15 protein-coding genes, 1 pseudogene and 1 riboswitch are annotated in these 20,253 nt (G+C 47.8%); of the genes and pseudogenes, 3 read left to right on the top strand and 13 right to left on the bottom strand.

Annotated elements, in window-relative coordinates; translation table 11 throughout:
* Positions 1-81: 81 nt before the first annotated feature.
* The 3 genes from DP120_RS01895 to DP120_RS01905 form a co-directional block, all read right to left on the bottom strand.
* The gene (locus DP120_RS01895) at positions 82-3,141 is read right to left on the bottom strand and encodes an efflux RND transporter permease subunit (RefSeq protein ID WP_112222285.1); all 3,060 of its coding nucleotides are present in this window, start codon (positions 3,139-3,141) and stop codon (positions 82-84) included.
* Positions 3,142-3,400: 259 nt separating this feature from the next.
* Positions 3,401-4,567 (bottom strand): TraB/GumN family protein, encoded by a 1,167-nt coding sequence (locus DP120_RS01900; RefSeq protein ID WP_112221486.1) that lies wholly within the window; start codon positions 4,565-4,567, stop codon positions 3,401-3,403.
* 262 nt (positions 4,568-4,829) lie between these two features.
* A complete protein-coding gene (locus DP120_RS01905; RefSeq protein ID WP_112221487.1) occupies positions 4,830-5,450 on the bottom strand; it encodes an SAM-dependent methyltransferase in 621 nt (206 codons plus the stop codon).
* Between the two features lie 128 nt (positions 5,451-5,578).
* Positions 5,579-5,759: riboswitch (Lysine riboswitch) on the top strand.
* Between the two features lie 269 nt (positions 5,760-6,028).
* Here DP120_RS01905 and dapA point away from each other — a divergent pair.
* Positions 6,029-6,916 (top strand): 4-hydroxy-tetrahydrodipicolinate synthase, encoded by an 888-nt coding sequence (gene dapA, locus DP120_RS01910; RefSeq protein WP_112221488.1) that lies wholly within the window; start codon positions 6,029-6,031, stop codon positions 6,914-6,916.
* Positions 6,917-6,976: 60 nt separating this feature from the next.
* Here dapA and DP120_RS01915 read toward each other — a convergent pair whose 3' ends face one another.
* From DP120_RS01915 to DP120_RS01940, 6 genes are all read right to left on the bottom strand, one after another.
* Positions 6,977-7,822 (bottom strand): STAS domain-containing protein, encoded by an 846-nt coding sequence (locus DP120_RS01915; RefSeq protein WP_165843692.1) that lies wholly within the window; start codon positions 7,820-7,822, stop codon positions 6,977-6,979.
* Positions 7,823-7,939: 117 nt separating this feature from the next.
* Entirely contained in the window at positions 7,940-8,761 is an 822-nt protein-coding gene (locus DP120_RS01920) for an alpha/beta fold hydrolase (RefSeq protein ID WP_112221490.1), read from the bottom strand.
* 252 nt (positions 8,762-9,013) lie between these two features.
* Positions 9,014-9,922: an SDR family NAD(P)-dependent oxidoreductase gene (locus tag DP120_RS01925; RefSeq protein ID WP_112221491.1), complete on the bottom strand. Its 909-nt coding sequence runs from the start codon at positions 9,920-9,922 to the stop codon at positions 9,014-9,016.
* A gap of 16 nt (positions 9,923-9,938) precedes the next feature.
* A complete protein-coding gene (locus DP120_RS01930) occupies positions 9,939-10,853 on the bottom strand; it encodes an SDR family NAD(P)-dependent oxidoreductase (RefSeq protein ID WP_112221492.1) in 915 nt (304 codons plus the stop codon).
* A 118-nt stretch (positions 10,854-10,971) separates the two neighbouring features.
* Positions 10,972-12,339, bottom strand: a complete 1,368-nt coding sequence (locus DP120_RS01935) for a copper amine oxidase (protein ID WP_112221493.1) — start codon at positions 12,337-12,339, stop codon at positions 10,972-10,974.
* Positions 12,340-12,722: 383 nt separating this feature from the next.
* On the bottom strand, positions 12,723-14,183 hold the full coding sequence (locus DP120_RS01940) for a SulP family inorganic anion transporter (protein ID WP_112221494.1): 1,461 nt from the start codon (positions 14,181-14,183) through the stop codon (positions 12,723-12,725).
* A 174-nt stretch (positions 14,184-14,357) separates the two neighbouring features.
* On the opposite strand from DP120_RS01940, the gene DP120_RS01945 reads away from it, so the two are divergent.
* On the top strand, positions 14,358-14,900 hold the full coding sequence (locus DP120_RS01945; RefSeq protein WP_112221495.1) for a recombinase family protein: 543 nt from the start codon (positions 14,358-14,360) through the stop codon (positions 14,898-14,900).
* Positions 14,901-14,952: 52 nt separating this feature from the next.
* On the opposite strand, the gene DP120_RS01950 is transcribed toward DP120_RS01945, so the two are convergent.
* Positions 14,953-15,372, bottom strand: a complete 420-nt coding sequence (locus DP120_RS01950; RefSeq protein ID WP_112221496.1) for a universal stress protein — start codon at positions 15,370-15,372, stop codon at positions 14,953-14,955.
* Positions 15,373-15,574: 202 nt separating this feature from the next.
* On the opposite strand from DP120_RS01950, the gene DP120_RS01955 reads away from it, so the two are divergent.
* Entirely contained in the window at positions 15,575-16,444 is an 870-nt protein-coding gene (locus DP120_RS01955) for a patatin-like phospholipase family protein (protein WP_112221497.1), read from the top strand.
* A gap of 82 nt (positions 16,445-16,526) precedes the next feature.
* Here DP120_RS01955 and selA read toward each other — a convergent pair whose 3' ends face one another.
* From selA to selB, 3 genes and pseudogenes are all read right to left on the bottom strand, one after another.
* Entirely contained in the window at positions 16,527-17,939 is a 1,413-nt protein-coding gene (gene selA, locus DP120_RS01960; protein WP_112221498.1) for an L-seryl-tRNA(Sec) selenium transferase, read from the bottom strand.
* 67 nt (positions 17,940-18,006) lie between these two features.
* A pseudogene (locus DP120_RS01965) lies at positions 18,007-18,189 on the bottom strand (Rdx family protein); the annotation flags it as partial.
* 67 nt (positions 18,190-18,256) lie between these two features.
* The gene (gene selB / locus DP120_RS01970) at positions 18,257-20,155 is read right to left on the bottom strand and encodes a selenocysteine-specific translation elongation factor (RefSeq protein WP_112221500.1); all 1,899 of its coding nucleotides are present in this window, start codon (positions 20,153-20,155) and stop codon (positions 18,257-18,259) included.
* Positions 20,156-20,253: the final 98 nt, after the last annotated feature.

Raw genomic sequence — 20,253 nt, forward strand, 5'->3', positions numbered from 1 at the left:
AAACTAATTATAAGAATAAAAAATATCGCAACAGAAAATTTAAAAACAGCACAGCCAAACTCAGGCTGTGCTGTTTTAAGTTTAAGCTTTCGCGTTTTCTTTACGATGGCTGATGCGGTAGAAGACCAGGTAAAGAGCCGGAATCATCACTAAAGTGAACAAACTGGAGAAAGCCAGTCCAGCGATGATCGTAACTGCAAGCGGTTCGAATAATGGGTCACCTGATAAGGCAACCGGGATCAGAGCCACAATCGAAGTGATCGTGGTCAAAATGATTGGCTTGATGCGCGCGTATCCGGATTCCAAAATCGCTTCTTTAATGGAGAAGTCGCCTGACAAACGGCGCGCTTCGACAAAGTCGATCAGTACAACCGCGTTTCGCACAACAATCCCTGTCAGGGAGACAATCCCCATGACACCAAGGAAGCTGAGCGGTGTCTGCGTCAGGAACAGGCCAAGGATGGCGCCTGAAATTCCCAGATAAACCGCAATCAGTACCAGGAACGGCAAGCTGAACGATTTGAATTGGAAAGCGATTACGAGATAAACCAGCAACAATACAACTAGGAACAGAATGCCGATTTCAGCAAAGAATGCTTCCTGGTCAGAGTTTTCGCCTCCGGTGGAAATTTCATACCCTTCCGTTAGGTCAGCCCTTTGCTTATCTACCACTTCCAGCATAGATGCTTCAAAATCATCCGTTGTACCGAAAGCACGCAATGTAATGGCGCGTTCGCCGTCTTCATGCGGCACTTGGGCAATGGCAGTCGTCTGCTGCTCATCTAATAATTCATTGAGCGGAACCAGTTGCGGCGGACCTTGCTGGCCCCCTTGTGCGCCAGTTGCAGGTACGGCGAAATCCGAAAGGTCAATTTCTTCCCCTTCTTCAATTCCCGCTTGTTTCAAGACCACATCATAAAAATCATTGTCTTCATAGATTGAGTAAAGCGGGATTCCCTGCGTCAAAAGCTGCAGCTGGTTCGTCACTGTGTTCAGCGCGATGCTGTTGCTTTCGAGCACATCGCGGTTTGGCTCGTATTCAATGGCCGGAACCGGATCGCCAAGGTTATCCGTCACAATATCTGCTCCGTTATCGAGCATCTGCTCTTTCAGTGTATCGCGCAAACTTTCAAGTTCCGCAATTTTTTCACCCATAACCGTTACTGTCACCGGCGCTCCGACTGGAGGTCCCTGGACAATCGTATCAAGGAAAATTTCAGCATCCGGATAACGCTCACGCAGTTCCGGTTCCCATTTATCGATGAAAGCGGAAGCCGATGTATTGTCGCGATTGATGCGGATGGCTGCCTGGCCGGTATTTGAACCCGTATTATCCATCGATGAAGCAAACAGATTCGGCAAGCCTTCACCAGTAAAAATCGCCACCTCTTTAATATTGTCATCTTCTTCTGCAAGTTCTTCGGTAATTTCTGCAATGAATGCATCGGTTTCTTCAATCGGTGTTCCTTCCGCCAAACGGACGTTTATCGTCACTTCTTCGCGGTCAGCTTCTGGGAAGAATTCGAACGGCGTGAACAATGCGAGTGACAATAAACCTGTCGCTATCAAGAGACCGCCAATTCCTACCCATAACGGGCGCTTTAAAACGCCGCGCAACACTTTTTCCGAATAGAATACTGCCAGCTTCTCAAGCGGTTTGCCGAGGAATCCCGGAGTATCGGAAATTTTCTTGGCTTTTCGTTTCGTTTTCAAATACTGCATCATTGGCACCAAAGTAATCGACAGTATAGTCGATGCGATGATTGTGGTGATTAGAATACTTGGCAGGGCCTTGATGAACGCTCCATTGCCCCCTGACAGCAGCAACAATGGAGAAAACGTCACGACAATCGCCAAACTGGACGAGATGATTGATGGGTATACTTCTCGGACACCTTTTATCGCGCCTTCACGCGGTGAGTCCCCCAGTTTATAACGCCGCTGGATATTATCGTTGACGACGATGCTGTCATCCACCAATATCCCGATGGCGATGATAAGTCCGATGACCGAAATCTGGTTTAGGTCAACGCCCATATAAGGAATCGGAATCAGCCCGATCAACACAGAAGCAAGCACCGTCAATGCAACGGCGAATGCACCGAACAAGGTGAGACCCGCTGTAGTAGTAATGAGTACGGCCAACACGGCAATCAACAATGAAATATAGAGTCCGCTGAAGATTTCATTGACATTATCAGCCTGGGATTCGTATTTATCCGCTTCTACACCAGCAGGCAAGGTTCCGTTGAATTCTTCAATCACTTCTGTCACACGTTCATCGACAGACGGCACATCCTGGCCAGTCTGCAGGAAAACAGTGTAGGAAATGGCGTCTTCACCTTCGTAAGTGACAATATCGGAAGTTTCCTGGTCAACCGTTTCAATCGTCGCCACGTCACTCAGCGGCACTGCCGCCTGGCCGACCTGCAATTGCTCCAGCTTTTCGATTCCCTCTTCCTGGCTGACCGTCAACACAAGACGTTCATTGCCGTTATCATGCGTACCGAGCGACAGCGGCTGATTGGCCTGCTGCAGCGATTCAAGCACGGCAAAGGGCTGCAGATTGTTTTCAGCAAGTGCGTCGCTGTCCAGTTCAATCAGGATCTGCTGATCGTTCAGCCCCTTTACGGTAGTGCCGGCCACACCCGAAACAGCTTCCACATCTTCAGACAAATCGGCAAGCGCCTGCTTCATACCATCCAGTTCTGCGCGGTCACCGTAGAACATATACGACACCAGCGGGAATGTCAGATCAAGCTTTTCGACAGATGTGTCCTGTGCCTGGTCCGGGAAATCAGCTGAGGCGCTTTGCGCTTCCTGTTGAATCGAATTGATCAGCGCATCCGGTTCGAAACCGTCTTCGATCTCCAAAGTGATGATGGAAGCCGAATTGGAAGAAATAGATTGGATGGAAGAAATGCCATCCACTTTCTGTATTTCATTTTCCAGCGGCGTCGTGATTGACCGCTCCACTTCTTCCGGTCCTGCACCTGGCAGAATCGTTGATACCAACACGAGGCCTGGCGGCGTTTCGGGAATTTCACGCTGAGGCAATGTCAGAAATGTATAAACACCCACAAGCATAAAGATAAAAATCAAGAAAATAAACAACTTGCTTCGTTCTAATATGTAATTCATAATGAAACCTTCTTTCCATTTTGTATAAGTATTGTATAACTCATTCATTTGGACTGTCCACTCTTGATACTTGAAAAAGCTGTAAATTTTTAGAAACGATTTTCTTCCTGTAATTTATGTACTTTAATTGTGTATACCCTCATTTTTCCAATACAACTACTTTTTCCAGGAAAATTGGTAAATTTGGAAGTTGATCTAGCGACATTTTTTTCTCCATATGAAAAGCCTGTCCAGTATGGAACTAGACAGGCTTTTGCTTTCATATATTCTCGAAAAACAGGCGGATGACATCTGCACCGCCGATAAAAGTACCAAGGGAACTGCCGAGATTCGTCAGAACGACGACCAGCAGGACACGCGTGACTTTATTGTCCCAGAAACCTTTGACTGTGAACACGTCTTTTGACAAGGTTTCGAAATCGCCGATATTCGGCTTGCGGATCGATGCCTGGGTCAGCCCCGAGAACCAGCCTGCCGCCACCAGCGGATTGAGCGAGGAAATCGGTGCTGCGACAAACGCCGTCAAGATGGCGAGCGGATGGCCGAAAGCAATAGTGGCTCCAATTGCGGCCAATGTGCCGTTCCATAAGATCCAACTGATTGTCTGGTCGATGCCGGCTGCAGGATTGGCGATAAATGTATAGGCAATGATTCCGATAATGATCAGTGGAATCGCCCAGCCGATGATTTTCGGCCATTTGGATTTCGGCGGTACTTCTGAAAGTTTTTCTAGGTCATGTTCGTTATGGATTTCTTTCGTAATTCCCGGAATGTGCGCGGCGCCGAGTACAGCGACGATTTTTTTGCCCGGTGCTTCTTTTATTTTCTGCGCGAGGTATTGATCACGTTCATCGATCAACGGCGTTTTCAGCCGTGGAAAGGCTTTGGTGAAATCGTCCATGACCGCGCTCAGCGTATCCTGGGATTTCATCTTCTCAAGGTCTTCTTCAGAAATTGTTTCTTTGCTGAAGATGCTGAAAAATACCGAAGACAGCAATTGCACTTTGCCCCACAGACCGATATTGCCCCAGATGCGCGAAAATGTCACCTGGATATTACGGTCGGCAAGCACCAGTTCTGCGCCAGTCTCTTTTGCCGATTCGATTCCCTGGATCATTTCCTGCCCCGGTTTAATGCCGAATTGATCGGCCAAACGGTTCTGGAAAGATGAAATTGCCAGGTTCATCAACAGGAGGCTCGATTTCTTCTCTTTGATCACTTTGAAGATATCAGTTTCCTTCCATTTACTGTTTTCCGTAACCGACTGGTAGCGCTGTGCATCCAATTCGATGCAGATTGAGTCCGGCTGCTCAGCATCAATCACTTCTTTGACTTGTTCTGCGCTGCGTTTCGAAACGTGGGCCGTGCCGATCAGGATCAATTCTTTATCGCCATATTGCAGGCGTGTGATATTTTCTTCTTGCATGGATTTACTTCCTTCATAGAATTTATTTCTTTTCATATTAATGCATGAAAAGACTGTCTATTCTATATAATGGATTACTGAGCGGAAAATATCAATCCTGCGCATCCCTTTTCCCCATGTTTCACAAAAGCTTCTTATAATCCGTCCGCGCTGAAGGTATCCCCTTCATCCAGGTTGCCGGCTTCAAAGCCTTTATAGAACCATTCCCGCCCACGCCATCGAGCAGCACACCCCCGGATCTCCTCCGAGGAACGTAAGATTGTTAAATCATCTGCGGCGAGTATCTGTATACCAGAAACTGCTCAGCAGGGTCTCTATTGATGGCCGGTAGATTGATCTCCTCCAGCAGTTCAAATACGGTATTGCGCTCAAGGAAATTGATATATTCGCGGGTTGGATAATAGAGGATGATTTTCATGTCTCTTGGATAGGTTTCCGCAGACTTCAAAATATTGTCCACGACTTTCATAAAGATTTGCACCGAAAACGGATTAAAGAAATAAAACACAGTGTCTTGTGGCTGCACATCGTAATCCTGGGCCATCCCACACCGAAAACGGATATATTCCGCCGCCCTGCGATGCCTGCTGATGCGGCTGTAATTTTCGAGATTCTGCTGCGCCTCTCCGCAAAAACTGGTATTTAGTTCAACGCCTGTTGCCCGGCAGCTGAAACGGTCATGAACATAAAAATTCAGCCGCCCTTTGCCGCAGCCGAAATCCACCAGGCCATCATCACTGTCCAGGGGATGGCGGTTGAATAATTCTTTTAAATGTATATAGGGGGTCGGTTCGTAGCGGTTATGGTGGAGTGTCGCTTCGGATATCCACTGTGTGCCTTCAGTCGCGATATTCAGATACTGGTCGCCTTCATATTCTTTCATATCGTTCTCCCCGCCTCTTCATGCATAATTGCTATTCTTGCCTATCAATACCCGATTCCACTTGCAAATAACAGCGGTTTTTGATAAAGTCGAGCTAATTCAATAGTTCTTGCTCCCTTTTTCAGTGGAGTGAGGATAGAGGCGCAAACACCATCAGTAAGCAGAATGAGGAGCACGGGCTCCGACGACTTCTGCCGGAAGGGGTGCTTGCCGAAGCGGCGGGGAGCCCCTGATCCCTGTTGCTGGTCCTGCATTTAAGAGATGCCGGACTGTCATGCGGAATGTTCCGTATGGAGGGCTATCTGGCGTACAGCGACACAAGCGGTTTGTGTTGCTGCAGCAGCAGCGGTCCTTTGCTGCTGCTTTTTTATTTGGCGTAAAACCGAGTTAGCATAAGACAGAAATCGGCTGACCGCACCTCAGATGATGAAAAGCGCACCTCAAATGACTATAACCGCACCTCAAGTGATCAAGACCGCACCTCATCCGCCGACAACCGCACCTCGGATGGAATGACGCTGGATTTTATCATGAATAACGAATAAGATTTTTAAAAAATTGAAAAAGGATGGGATACTATGAACTTCGGAAAAATCATCACTGCAATGGTCACGCCTTTTGACACAAACGGCGACATCGACTTTCCAGCAACAGAAAAACTGATCGAGCACCTCATCGCCAACGGTTCCGACGGCCTTGTCGTTGCCGGCACTACCGGTGAATCGCCGACTTTAACGGCGGCTGAAAAACTGGCGCTGTTCAAATTTACTGCTGAAACGGTGAACGGCCGCATCCCTGTAATTGCCGGAACCGGTTCGAACGATACCCGGTCATCGGTTATTTTGACCAAGCAAGCCGAAGAAGCTGGTGTCGACTGCATCATGCTTGTCACGCCTTATTATAATAAGCCTGCCCAGGAAGGCTTGTTCCAGCATTTCAAAGCCATCGCTGAAGCAACGCGCCTGCCGGTCATGCTCTATAACATCCCCGGACGCAGCGCTGTCAATATGGCTCCAGAAACGATTATTCGTTTGTCGGCTGTCGAAAACATCGTCTCTGTTAAAGAAGCCAGCGGCAACCTTGACGCTGCGTCAGTGATTATCGATGGAACGCCGGATGACTTTACGGTCTACAGCGGAGACGACGGATTGACTTTGCCGCTGATGGCCATCGGAGCAGACGGCATCGTTTCAGTTGCTTCCCACATCATCGGCAATGAAATGCAGGAAATGGTAGCAAGTTTTACCGCCGGCAACATCAAAGAAGCAGCCGCACAGCATCGCAGACTGCTGCCGATCATGAACGCTCTTTTCGCGGCACCAAGTCCTGTACCGGTTAAAACCGCATTGCAATTACTCGGTATCCAGACAGGCAAAGTCCGCCTGCCGATGATTCCATTGAATGACGAGGAAACTGCTACCTTACGTCAGCTCCTCGAAGCCGGCAATATCAAGGTTTCTGTTTAAATAAAAATGAAAATGAAAAAAACGCTGAAGCAATGCGCTTCAGCGTTTTTTCGTAACTGCTTATAATTTTGTGAAATCAAGTTTCTCAAGCGTCTGTTTCAAGCTGCCGCCCGTTACAAGTGAACGTGTATCGACACCTAACTGGGACAGAGTAATCGCGATTTCTGAACGGATGCCCGTCAGGATTGCTTTAACCCCTACCATGTTCAACGCCTGGACAATCTTGATGATTTGCTCAGCTACCATCGAATCCACTTTGACAACTCCTGAAAGGTCGATGACCAGTGTGGAAATCCGCAGTTTATTGGCTGCTGTCAGCGTTTTTTCAAGGATGAACTGGGCACGGTCAATTTCAAGATCTCCGACAAGCGGAAGAATCGCCACTTTATCGGCAATCGGCACAACAGGCGCGGAAAATTCGAAAAATTCCCCTCTGGCTGTAGTGAGCCTTTCCTGGTATGCGTTAATATAGGCACTGCTGTAGGAATACATGGCGTGGTCCAATAAGGTATGGAAAAATTCCATCGCTTCAAAGATGGTTTCCATGGGAATCCCTTGGAGTTTGCCTTCCGTTTTGATTAATTTCGCCAAATGTTTCCGATACAACGAAGATTCAGCAAGTGCAGCGTCGAGCATCATATTCGCTTCCAGGAAATAACGGCCGGTTGCAAGCCCCCACGAGTCGATGGCCTCATAGACCTTTTTTTCATCGCAGGAATTTTTTAAGGAGTCACCAAGCAGTTCAATGAACCCTGCTCTGGCTGCTATAACCTGTTCGATGAATGCGTCGTTATGGACCCTGTCTTTATCAGCGGCATCTTTCATTACTTCTTCGTTAATCAGTTCTGCGATCAGGTATTTATCGTCTATGACACGCTGGCCCAAAATTTCATAATCTTTATTCATCAGTACCTCCATAGGCTAAAGTTCTGTGTTATTTGAATTTATTATACCTGTAGAGCATAGTTCAGTGTACTGCTTTCTGAATAAAAAATATCGGGTTTTTTGCGTACTTTCGAAATTTCAGGAAACAGATAGATATTCAGCTATTTTGCTGATGGTTTCTTCCGCATCGCTGACGTGCGGGCTGTGGCCTTCGGCGTCCATCAGTTTGTACTCGCTGTTTTCAATTTGGCTATGTACATATTCACCGACTTCTTCAGGTGCTACTGCATCATTGCGAGTCTGCAAAATCAGGGTTGGCACTTTTACTTTTTCCAAATCTTCACGGACATCCGCGAGGAAAGTTGCTTCTGCAAAATCGCTCATCACTTCCGGATCATTTTGGCAGAGCAGTTGTTCAAATTCTTCAGCCAAGTGTGGCCGGCTCGCATTCTGCATTACGACAGGCGAAAGAAAGCGAGCGAACTCGTTATAGTCCCCTTTAATCATCTGGATCATACCTTCGATATCAGCTTTTTCAAATCCTCCGTGATATCCGGGTTCATTTAAAAAGTATGGTGAAGGTCCGATCATGATCAGGTTCTTCATCAGTTCCGGACGTTCGACTGCCGCAAGGGCACCAATCATACTGCTGACCGAATGACCGATAAACACTATATTTTCAAGAGACAAGGCATCACATAATTCAAGAAGATCCTGTTTATACCCATGTAATGTCCGATATCGCTCTTTATTATAAGCCGATTTGTCGCTTTTACCGGAACCGACATAATCAAACAGCACAACCCGGTATTTCGTTTCAAACGCTGGCGCTATTTTATCCCATACATATTGGTCACAGCCGAAGCCATGTGCAAAAACCAGAACTTTCTGACCCTGCCCCACGATACTAACGTTATTTCTTCTGACCAATTGTGCAGCTGATTCTTTTATTTCAGTCATATAAGTCTTCACCCCTTGCAATAAAATCACGTTTTTCAGGTTACAATGCTGGTTTCATACTAACAAACTTAATGCCAATCTCCTAAGAGAAGGGCTTAAATATTATACAAATCCTAATTTGTGAGCCGAAAATTTCAAACGGATTTAATTGCTGTGTGGGCAAATCGTAACTTTCTATTTTCTAAAAACAAAAAGAAAACCGTCAGACCATCCTCTGCCGGTTCTCCTAGTTTTTCATAAACAATAAACAATTTAATCTCTTCTCTCCACCTTCATCCGCTCCCTCATGCCGCCATCCACTTCTGTCCCGATCATCGACGGCTCATGCAGGCTGCCGGAAGTCGGAGCAATAACCGGTGCCTCGCGCATCACTTTCAATACTTGTCTGGCATTGAAATCTTCCGTTGCTCCAGGCGCCAGTCTGCTCGAAATCGTCGTGCCCTTTGTTTTCATGCCGACATTAATGGTATTTTGCGGGTTATCAATCAAACCAACGATTGCGTCGATGACGATTTCGGGGTCATCCATCGGTTTCATTTCCGCTGCATGTCCCGTGTAATTAGCGGTGTGCTCAAACCAGGGCGTATCGGTGGCCCAGGGATAGACCGCACAAATATGAATATCTTTGTGACCCGCCAATTCCATTTCCTGCTGGAGCGCTGCTGTCAATCCGCTGACTGCATGTTTGCTGGCGCTGTAGGGTGTGTAATATGGAAATGCCACGTTGGCAGCGACAGATGAAATATTGATCAAAGTCCCCCTGCCTTGCTGCTGGAACTGGTGAAGCGCGTAATGACTGCCGTAAATCGTTCCGTGCACGTTGATTTCGACCATGCGCCGCATGTCTTCCAGTGGAACCTGATCGTATACCCCGATTGTTCCTACTGCCGCATTATTGATCCACACATCGATCTTGCCAAATTTCCGTATGCCGGCATCCACCAGATTTTCAATGTCTTGTTCTTTGCTGACATCTGTTTCAACCGCCAGCACATGCGGGCCGCATTCTTCCGCCAATGCATCCAGCAGGTTTTTGCGGCGGGCAGCTGCCACCACATTTGCCCCGCCTTCAGCCAAGCGGCGCACCACGCCTTTGCCAATGCCGCTTGAGGCACCTGTCACTACTACCGTTAAGTTCTGATAAGGTTTGTGATCACCCATTCTTTCACATCCTCCTTCACTTTTCGCCTTCTGCTTTCATTTGCAGTCTTTTCCGTAAATCGCCTGAAACCCCGGTACCTTCCGCTCTCGCCTCGTGGAGACTTCCTGAAGTGTCGGGCGATGGCGGCGCCTGTTTCAGCATGTCGGACATAAACCGTCCAGTCGACTTGTCCGTCACTGAAGGCGCAAGCTTCCTTGCAACTGTCGCCATTGTTGATTTGCCGCCAATATCGACAATTTCTTCCTGTTCATCAATTTGGCCGATTACAGTATCCACCACTTTCTCGGGATCATCCGCAGGGCCCACAAGAATCTCATGACCGCTGTAATTGCCGGCATGAATTGTCCATGGCGTATCGGTGATCCACGGATTGACCAAACATACATGGATATCGTTCCGGCCCTCCAGATCCATTTCCTGATAAATCCCTGTCGTCAGTCCGGCAACGCCGAACTTCGAGGCGCTGTACACTGCTCCGGAAGGAATCGCCACCCGTCCTCCGAACGAACCGATATTGATCAGTGTGCCGTAGCCTTGCCGCTTAAACTGGGCAATAGCAAAATGGCTGCCGAACATCGTGCCGAGCAAATTGACATCAATCGTCCGTACCAGGTCCTTTAACGGCGTATCCGTAAATTCCCCGTAAGTGCCGACACCTGTGTTGTTGATCCACACATCGATGCTGCCGAACCGCTCCATCGCCGCTTCATAGAGTTTTTCGACATCGCTTTCCCTGCTGACATCTGCTGTCACCGCCAAAGCTTGCGGCCCGAGTTCCGATGCCATCTCTTCAATGATTTCCGTTCGCCTTGCACAAAAGACGACATTCGCTCCCTGCTCTGCCAGCTTCAGCACAATTCCTTTGCCGATGCCGCTCGAAGCCCCAGTGACCACTACTGTCAAACCTTCCCTTGTTTTTTCTTCAGGCATAGCTGTACCTCCCTGTATGAAAATGGAATTGCCTTAGAAATACCCCTTTTTGGTAAATGGAAACACCATAGAAAAAACCGGCCATTAACTGGCCGGTCCGTAACTTTCTTCTATCTATTTATTGTTTACGTGCTCTGAACGCCATAGTTGTTGTCAATGCCGCAAGCATCAAGCCAGCGAAGATCCATAGGTAAGGGATTGTTCCAGCACCTTCAGCTCCGCCAAAACCAGTGGCAGGCATTTTTTCCGGCATTTCAGCACCGCCGAATTGTTCAGGGAATTGATCAGTGATAGCTGCTGACAATCCAGCAGCCGGCATAGTCATATGCGCATAAGCTTCGCGCATTGAAGCGTAAGCTGCGTCATAGTCACCTGCTACATACGAATCGAATGAAGCAAGCAATTGGCTGACGTGCATTGTCAATCCTTCTTCCAAAGCATCAGCCGGAACGCGTCCTTCTGTTGCTGCATCAAGCAATGCTGCTTGTTCTACAATGTACCCGTCAAGGTCAGCTTTTGCCTGTTCCTGAGCTTCAGTATCTCCAGCTCCAGTCGCTTTCACGTAGTCGACGAAGTACCCGATGTGCGAGCCCCAGATTTCAGCGAATTGTGCTCCCGCTTCTTCACCGTAAACTGATGCAACTGCTGCAGAAAGGTCATCAGCGTTGGCCATCAATGCACCGGCTGCCTGATCGAAACTTGCTGCTCCATCAGCGCCGTCCTGCATAGCCATTACCGCAAGACCAGCATGCTCCGTAAATGTATAGTTCAATGTTGCGCGCAAATCAATTGCCGGTGTATCAGGGTTTGTACCATCAACCAATTCAGGGAATTGATCAGCGATTGCGATTGATAGAGTTTCAGCGAACATGCTCATGTGATGGATGGCTTCACGCTCTAATGTATATGCTGTTTCGAAATCTCCTTCAACGTATGCGTCGAACGCTGTGATCAATTGATCAACGTGCATGTCCAAGCCTTCTTGAATGGCTGCTGCAGGTAAACGTCCTTCAGATGCTGAGTCAAAGAATGCAGATTGCTCTTTTTTGTATTCTTCAAGTGCAGCTAACGCTTCATCTTTTGCTGCTTGGTCGCCTTCAGCTGTTGCTGATACATAGTCAACGAAATAGCCGATATGCGAGTTCCAGATTTCCTGGAATGCTGCGCCGCCTTCTTCACCATAGACTGAAGATACTGCCGCTGTAAGGTCGTCCGAGTTTGCAAGAAGTGCAGCTGAAGCCTGATCGAAATCTTCTGCGCCGTCAGCACCTTTTCTCATTGCTTCGACTGCCAGGAAAGCATGTTCCGTAAGAACAGTATCCAATTGGATACGAAGTTCAGCAGCTGCTGTATCCGTCGCTACAGCTGTTTGTGCCGATTCGTTTGTTCCGCTCGAATGTGATCCGTGACTGTCGGCAAGAGCCGCCGTTGGTACCAACATTGCCAAGCTAAGTGGAAGTGCTACTAAAAGTTTGTTCATTTTCATCATGAATCTCTCCTTTTTCCTGTTTTATTTTTTCGTTCTGACTGTATAACGCAGGCGGATCTTTTTTAGATCACATTTTTTTAAATAAAATTTGGGGGAGTGGTTTTTGGGATTGGATTCGTATGGAATTAGGGATGGAGAAAGGTTGAAGATCGTGGTGTGATGGGGTTGTGGGCGATTAATGGGATTTGTGGGCGATTAAAATTTTTTGTGGGCGATTAAATTAATTTATGGGCGTTCAGAAAATTTTGTGGGCGATTAATTCTATTTATGAGCGGTGAGCGCAATCCTCTCGATTTGCTGGTACAGAACTGCCCCTCCCAATTTTTTGCCCATAGAAAAACAGCCTTTCTACTATAAGAAAGGCTGTTCCAATAAATTATTTAATGTGTAGGCAATTTTGCATTATCGCTCTTGAAGATCGCCAGCTGGTCAATCAGCTTCTGGCTGCCTGTATCGAGGCCGACAATATCGACTTGATTGCCATTCTCCCTGAACTTCAGGACGACACGGTCAACGGCGCCGACGCCGGAATCATCCCAGATGTGGGCATCCGTGAAATCAACGACCACTCTTTCATCTTTGATGTCATAGTCGAATTTCTCAAGGAAATCTTCGACAGAAGCAAAGAACAATTGGCCTTCCACCTGATAATGTGTAGCATCAAGCAATCGCTTCTGAACTTTGATCTTCGAAATCTTGGCTACGAAGAAAATAGCACTCAACAATACGCCGGCCAGCACACCCATCGATAAATCATGTGTGTACACGACGATAGCGACTGTCGCTACCATTACAATTGCATCTGCTTTTGGTGCTTTTCTCAAATAAGAGAAAGACTTCCAGTCGAATGTTCCGATCGATACCATAATCATGATGCCGACAAGCACCGGCATTGGGATCTGAATGACAACATCGCCCAAAACAATGATCAGGAACATCAACAAGGCACCAGCAACAAGAGCCGATAACCGTCCTCTGCCTCCGGACTTCACATTGATAATTGACTGGCCGATCATCGCACAGCCAGCCATTCCTCCGAAGAATCCAGTAACGAAGTTGGCGATACCTTGGCCGCGTGCTTCTTTATTTTTATTGCTTCCCGTATCTGTCATGTCATCGACGATGTTGGCCGTTAATAAGGTTTCCAGCAGCCCGACAACTGCCAATGCCAATGAATACGGCAGGATGATCATCAGGGTTTCCAGATTAAAAGGCACGTCCGGCAGCAAAAATGCAGGAAGTGTCTGGCTGATGGTTCCCAGGTCACCCACTGTCCGCATCTCAAAACCTGAATAGATGGCGACAGCTGTAAGCAGTACAAGTGCAATCAGCGGAGCCGGTATGGCTTTAAAGAATCTCGGTACAATATAAACGATTGCCAAGGTAATAGCGACAAACACATAAGTAATATTGTTAATGCCAAGGAAATGCGGCACCTGTGCCATAAAAATCAGGATGGCGAGTGCATTGACGAAGCCGATCATAACAGCGCGCGGGATGAACTTCATCACTTTTGCGACTTTGAACACGCCGAACAAAATTTGGATGACCCCCGTCAGAATGGTCGCTGCCAGCAGATATTCCAATCCATGATCGCGGACCAACGGCACCATCAACAGGGCCATTGCGCCTGTTGCAGCTGAAATCATGCCGGGCCGTCCACCGACAAATGCAATAATAACGGCTATACTGAATGATGCATACAAGCCGACCATCGGATCGACGCCTGCAATGATTGAAAAGGCAATGGCTTCAGGAATTAATGCAAGGGCGACGACAGTTCCTGCTAGAATATCGCCGCGTATATTTCCGAACCATTCCTTTTTTAAAGTTTCCCCCACGATATCTTACTCCTCTTGTTGTACAATTTTGAGTGCTGCCCCAGATTACGGAGCCACGATTTCACAATGAGAATAGTGTATCATCAGAAATCCGAAAATGGAACCTTTTTGGTCCTTTTTCCGAAAAATAATATGTTATAATAGAAGCAATATGTTAGACGAGGAGTTTTAACCGTGCAGATTGGCTATGCGAGACCCATAGAAGGGGATATTAATTGTGACAAGCAAAAAGAGCTGTTTATTGACTTGAATTGTGATGAAGCTTATATTGAAAGCCATTCTTCTCCCAAGAAGAGGGAAGAGCTGAAAAGTGCACTGGCACTCCTTGCACCGGGAGACCGGCTGATCGTAAAAAGCTTGCACGCTTTGGCAGATTCGACGCGGCATCTCGTGGAATTGCTTGATGCGCTGGAGCAAAAAGGCTGCACGTTGTATTCGCACCACGAACAGATTGATACAGCGCCGGGCAATTTGTTTACCTTCCAAGAAATTGTCCAGTGCCTCGCGGATTTTCAAAGTGATTCAATCAGCGCCAAAACAAAGGCCGGTCTTACGGTCGCCAAGGAAAAAGGCATGCACGCGGGACGCCCGAGAAAACCCGATGCCAATGTCAAAAAAGCGATCAAAATGTACGAAAGCAAAAAGTACAATTTGGCAGAAATCAAAGAACAGACCGGCATCAGTAAATCCACCTTATACCGCTACCTGGAAAATTAAAAAATCCAGACATGAAGAAAAGAGCGCCTCGGCGCTCTTTTTTTGTCTTCTTTTATTTCACAATCAGCACGGGGCAGTTTGCGCGTTTAACCACTTTGTGGCTGACGCTGCCGAGCACCATTTCCTGTAAAGAATTCAAGCCACGGCTGCCGATGACCAGAATATCGAAGCTTTCCGAATTGGCATATTCCACGATAGCCGGTCCGGGAGTGCCATGCAGAATTTTTACACGGTGTTTGATGTTGCCTGCAGCAATCGCTTCTTCCACCGGCTGTAATTTTTTGCGCCGCTGGAAATCCAATTCTGCGGTACTTCCACTATGCAGCACATCGTTTTTTGCATCGTCATGGTCTGCCACATAAACGATTGTGATTTGTGAGTTTGGATTGTTGCCCGCAATGGTGATTGCCTCTTTTGCCGCGCGGAGGGAATGATTGGAACCATCCACTGCCAATAATATTTTTCCGTACATTTGTCAACACTCCTTTTACCTATTCAAAGGCTGGCAATAAACCCTTGCCACATTGCTTAGCCAGCTGATATCCCGTTGTCAACAGTGTACCACCAAACTTCCCAAAATTTAACCTTTATAGGAAAAATAAATTATGTGTTATGATGTAGAAAAATAACTGGAAGTTAGAGATTTTACGTTAAATCGATATGGAGGGATCGATATGTACGATTCTGGATTAGTCTTGGAAGGCGGCGGTATGAGGGGAATATATACAGCCGGCGTACTGGAGTATTTCATGGAAAAAGACCGTTATTTTCCCTATGTCATCGGCGTATCGGCTGGTGCCTGCAATGCAGCTTCCTACATCTCCAGGCAGCCGGGAAGAAACAAATCGGTGATGATCGATTATGTCCGCCATCCCGATTACATTTCCCTGCGCAATCTCATGCAAAAAAGAGAGTTGTTCGGCATGGATTTGATTTTTGACCAGATCCCGAACAAACTGGTTCCGTTTGATTTCCCGGCATTTCACGAGGCAAAAGAGCGGTTTGTCATAGGCACGACCGATTGCGTTACAGGTGAACCGGTTTATTTTGAAAAAAATGAAAACCCGGATGACATCCTGTCGATTATCCGTGCGTCCAGCTCCTTGCCTTTTATGGCCAAAGCCGTTACGTATAAAGGCCATCAGCTGATGGACGGCGGTGTAGCAGATCCGATACCTTTTAAAAAGGCGATGGCGGACGGCGTTGAAAAGCCCGTTATCATTCTGACGAAAAGCAAAGGTTACCGTAAGAAACCGACCCGTTTCTCCAAAACCGGCCGCTATTTCTATAAAGAGTATATGGGCCTTACACATGCGCTCGAAATGCGCCGGGAAGTTTATAACAATCAAGTGGACGAGATCGAACGGCTTGAAAGAGAAGGAAAAGTATTCATCATCCGTCCATCCCAGGATATAAAAGTAAAACGGGCTGAACGTGATCCCGAAAAACTTGACCAGCTTTACCGCCAGGGCTATTCGGATGCCCAGCATGCATATGAAGCGATGGAAAACTGGCTGCAGGCAAAAGCAGTGGAAACCAGTTAACTCTGCTAGTCTAACTTAACGTAAGAGTAACGAAAGCCCCGGCCACCCCTCTTTTTTTACAGAGGGTTGGCCGGGGCTCTTTTTATATCATTGCGTTAATATCTACAAGACTCTGCATGACTTCTTCCACTTCTTCTTCACGAACTGTACGGAAGTCGATGCACACTTTATCATCCTGAATTCTCGCAATGACCGGCGGACGGCTTTCTCGCAGACGCGCCGCCAGTTCTTGCGCCGGCAGCGATTTATGGCTGATAGCCGTCAGATGCGTGGGAATTTGGACTTCCGGCATCGTGCCGCCGCCAATTTGTGAAAAGCCGTCCAGCAATTCCAGCCGGTAATCGCCTGTGCGTGATTCCAAGGCTGAGATAAAATTTTCTGCCTGCTGCTTAATGTCACTGGAAGAACGCATGATATCCCGCACTGTCGGAATTTCCATTACCGCATTGCCGCCGGCAACATAAGCTTTCAGCGTTTCTTCCAATGCGGCAAACGTCATTTTATCGACCCGCAGCACACGGGCCAGCTGATGTTTCTTGAGTTTATCAATGAGGTCTTTGTTGCCGGCGATGATGCCGGCTTGGGGGCCACCGAGCAATTTGTCGCCGCTGAAGCTGACAATATCCACGCCTGCTGCAATCACATCCCGCACATGCGGTTCGTTGCCGATACCGTGCTTCTTAAAATCGAAAAGCGCACCGCTGCCGAGGTCTTCATAGAAAACCAGCCCTTCATGGCGTTTTTTTAATTCTGCCAATTCTTCCGTTTCAACTGTTGCCGTAAAACCCGACATGACGAAATTGCTGGTATGGACTTTCATGATCATCGCCGTCTCCTCGTTGACCGCGTTTTCATAATCAAATAAATGCGTTTTATTGGTAGTACCGACTTCATGGAGATATGCACCGCTTTCTTCCATTATGGAAGAAACCCGGAATGATCCGCCGATTTCAACAAGCTGGCCTCGGGATACGATGACTTCTTTGTTTTTCGCCATCGCGCTTAATATCAAAAACACTGCCGCAGCGTTATTGTTCACGACCATGGCTGCTTCAGCCCCTGTCGCCTGCTTAATCAGATCTTCCAGAATGTCATGACGCGAACCGCGCTTTCCTTCGGCGATGCGATATTCCAGATTGGAGTAGTCACACGCTGCCCGTGCGACGTGTTCGACTGCCCGGCTGCTCAGCCGTGAGCGCCCGAGATTGGTATGCAGCACCGTACCTGTTCCGTTGATGACGCGCATGAGCCGGTCTTCATTCCATTCGCCTGCTTTTTTTTCCGCATTGCTGAAAATCAGGCCTATGAAATTTTCTTCAGAAGGCGAAACAGCCGACTCACCATTCAGCAGACTTTCGCGCAGCTTACTCAATTCCTGCTGGATAAATTTTGTGCCTTGATCGGCAGTCAGTTGGAAAGAATTCAAAAAATCTTCAAAACGCCTGTCTTTCTGCAATTCATGGACGGGCGGTAACTGGCGCAAATATTGCTTCATCTCAAATCCTCCATCTGTCGGCTGCTCTTGCAGGCAGTGCAGTTTCTATAGCTGCCGTCCGAACAACCTACTTTTCAATAATTCGAATGATTTCACTGAGTTCCGGATACTGCCTGGTCTCCAGTTTCGAGTGGATTTTCGTCCCATCCACCAGTATCTCAAATGCCCCGCCGGAACTCGGTACCAGTTCGAGCGATGCGATTTCGTTCCGGAAATGGGTAAACAATTGTTCCGCAAAACTTGCGGCTTTGGGTGCGTAATTTCACTGCATGCAAAATTCGATTACAATTCTCATTGCCATCACACTCCCTCCTTCATTACTTACCTGTCCACCGGCGCTGATCCTCTTCGCGCTCTGTGATGTCCAACAAATCAAACAGTTCCAATAACGGAATCAGATATTTTCTCGATAAATCCAGCGAATCTTTGGCCTCTTTCAAGCCGAATGCCTCGGCAGTATCCTGCTTGAGTTTTGTAACTGCCCTTTTAACGGCATTGCGGTGGATCATCGTATCAGCCTGCAGCCGGTAAATTTGCCCCGTCTCCAGTAAATACAGCGTCAAATCCGTAATCTCATCCTTCGGCAAAGGCGTGCCTTCGAAATACTGCTCCCATTTCTTCACTTGGATGCCGTCCTTCTCAAGCGCTGAAATGATTCCTACCATACGCACCTTCCATTGTTTCGGCAAATGCGGTTCGAATGTGCCGAGCGCAATAAATTGTCCGGTCTTCTTCAATTCTCCCTGAGCGGCCAAAGCATTCAGGCTGTATTCAATAAAAGGCTTCGGATACCCCGCGCTCAGCGACTGGGTCAATTCTGCCTTGCTCATGCCCGGCCTCATCGGATAGTCTGTATGATAACTTTCCACACGCGCACCGATTTCCCCTTTGATCTTCGAAAAAGTTTTGGCCAGGCTGAATTTCTGCGAACCCACTTCCAGCAGGCTGCCGTCCTCCACCCCTTTTGCAATGGTTTCTTTCAGGACCGGTTCATCCAGTGAAGTTTGTTGAATCAGCTGCTGCAGATCAAGCAGGATATTTTTCGATAACACTTCTTCAACGAGATCTTCCGGAGTTCCCTGCATCACGTTCTGCAGCATCTCAATCGTTTCCGGACCGAAACGGTATTTACCGCCTCTCGGCTGGATCACCCAGCCGCCGCCCAGTGTTTCAACCGGCGTTGGCCGCCGCAGGATAAAGCGGTCGCCGCGCCGGACCACGATTTCTTCATCGAGCCGGATCTGGCACAGCACTTCCTCATCGGTCTGCTCCAGTTCATTGCGGTCAAAAAAGACAATTTTCCCCATCACTTCCGAAGTCCCCACGTGCACTTTCACCGGCGACCGCTGCTTGAGTGGCGTAAATGCGCCACTGGTAAGGTTCAATGCCACATCAATCGTGTCGGTCACCAGAAAATGGTCGGACGCCACCAGCACATTTCCCCGAAAAACATCTGTCTTTTCGATTCCTCCAAGATTGATCGCTGTCCGCTGTCCTGCACGCGCTTCTTCCCGCTCTTCGTGATGAACTTGAATCTGGCGCGCTTTCACTTTCAGCCCTTTTGGCAATAAAGTCAGCTGCGTCCCTTTTTGGACTGCCCCTTCATAAATTGTTCCGCGGACAACCGTGCCTTGTCCTTGAACAGTAAATACCTGATCAATCGGCAAACGGAATGAACCATAGGCGTCACGGAATTTTACCGCCTGCAGGCTATCGATGATCGTTGACTTCAATTGATCGATGCCTGTTCCCGATAAACTGTCGACCAGCATATACGGCGCTCCATCAAAAATTGTTCCTTCAAGTCGTTCCTGAATGTCTTCCTGAACGAGCTCCAGCATAATTTCATCGACGCGGTCGATTTTCGTGATGGCCACGATGCAATGTTCGACGCCCAGAAACTGAAGAATTTCCAGATGTTCCTCAGTTTGCGGCATGACACCTTCATCTGCCGCAATGACAAGAACCACTAGATCGATTCCAGCCACGCCCGCAATCATCTGGCGGATAAAACGCTCGTGCCCCGGCACGTCGATGATGGATAATTGCGTTCCATCTTCTGTCTGGAATGGCGCGTAACCGGGTTCAATGGAAATGCCCCGCTCTTTCTCTTCCTTTAAGCGGTCCGTATCCACATTCGTCAACGCCTTCGTCAGCGCCGTTTTGCCGTGGTCGATATGCCCGGCCATGCCGATTGTATAATATGTCTTCTCCATATGCTCACCCGTCTTCTCTATTTGGTCGTATCTTAACTTTAAGCTTCCGCCTGAATGGTTTCAAGCACAGCGTTCCAAACTCCTTTCTTGCGAATCTG

The sequence above is a fragment of the Planococcus halotolerans genome, assembly GCF_003289955.1.
Lineage (GTDB): Bacteria > Bacillota > Bacilli > Bacillales_A > Planococcaceae > Planococcus > Planococcus halotolerans.

Excerpts from the sequence above, each read along its gene's own strand:
- DP120_RS01895 (WP_112222285.1), bottom strand. The coding sequence starts at position 3,141 with ATGAATTACATATTAGAACGAAGCAAGTTGTTTATTTTCTTGATTTTT.
- DP120_RS01900 (WP_112221486.1), bottom strand. The coding sequence starts at position 4,567 with ATGCAAGAAGAAAATATCACACGCCTGCAATATGGCGATAAAGAATTG.
- DP120_RS01905 (WP_112221487.1), bottom strand. The coding sequence starts at position 5,450 with ATGAAAGAATATGAAGGCGACCAGTATCTGAATATCGCGACTGAAGGC.
- dapA (WP_112221488.1), top strand. The coding sequence starts at position 6,029 with ATGAACTTCGGAAAAATCATCACTGCAATGGTCACGCCTTTTGACACA.
- DP120_RS01915 (WP_165843692.1), bottom strand. The coding sequence starts at position 7,822 with ATGAATAAAGATTATGAAATTTTGGGCCAGCGTGTCATAGACGATAAA.
- DP120_RS01920 (WP_112221490.1), bottom strand. The coding sequence starts at position 8,761 with ATGACTGAAATAAAAGAATCAGCTGCACAATTGGTCAGAAGAAATAAC.
- DP120_RS01925 (WP_112221491.1), bottom strand. The coding sequence starts at position 9,922 with ATGGGTGATCACAAACCTTATCAGAACTTAACGGTAGTAGTGACAGGT.
- DP120_RS01930 (WP_112221492.1), bottom strand. The coding sequence starts at position 10,853 with ATGCCTGAAGAAAAAACAAGGGAAGGTTTGACAGTAGTGGTCACTGGG.
- DP120_RS01935 (WP_112221493.1), bottom strand. The coding sequence starts at position 12,339 with ATGAAAATGAACAAACTTTTAGTAGCACTTCCACTTAGCTTGGCAATG.
- DP120_RS01950 (WP_112221496.1), bottom strand. The coding sequence starts at position 15,372 with ATGTACGGAAAAATATTATTGGCAGTGGATGGTTCCAATCATTCCCTC.
- DP120_RS01955 (WP_112221497.1), top strand. The coding sequence starts at position 15,575 with ATGTACGATTCTGGATTAGTCTTGGAAGGCGGCGGTATGAGGGGAATA.
- selA (WP_112221498.1), bottom strand. The coding sequence starts at position 17,939 with ATGAAGCAATATTTGCGCCAGTTACCGCCCGTCCATGAATTGCAGAAA.
- selB (WP_112221500.1), bottom strand. The coding sequence starts at position 20,155 with ATGGAGAAGACATATTATACAATCGGCATGGCCGGGCATATCGACCAC.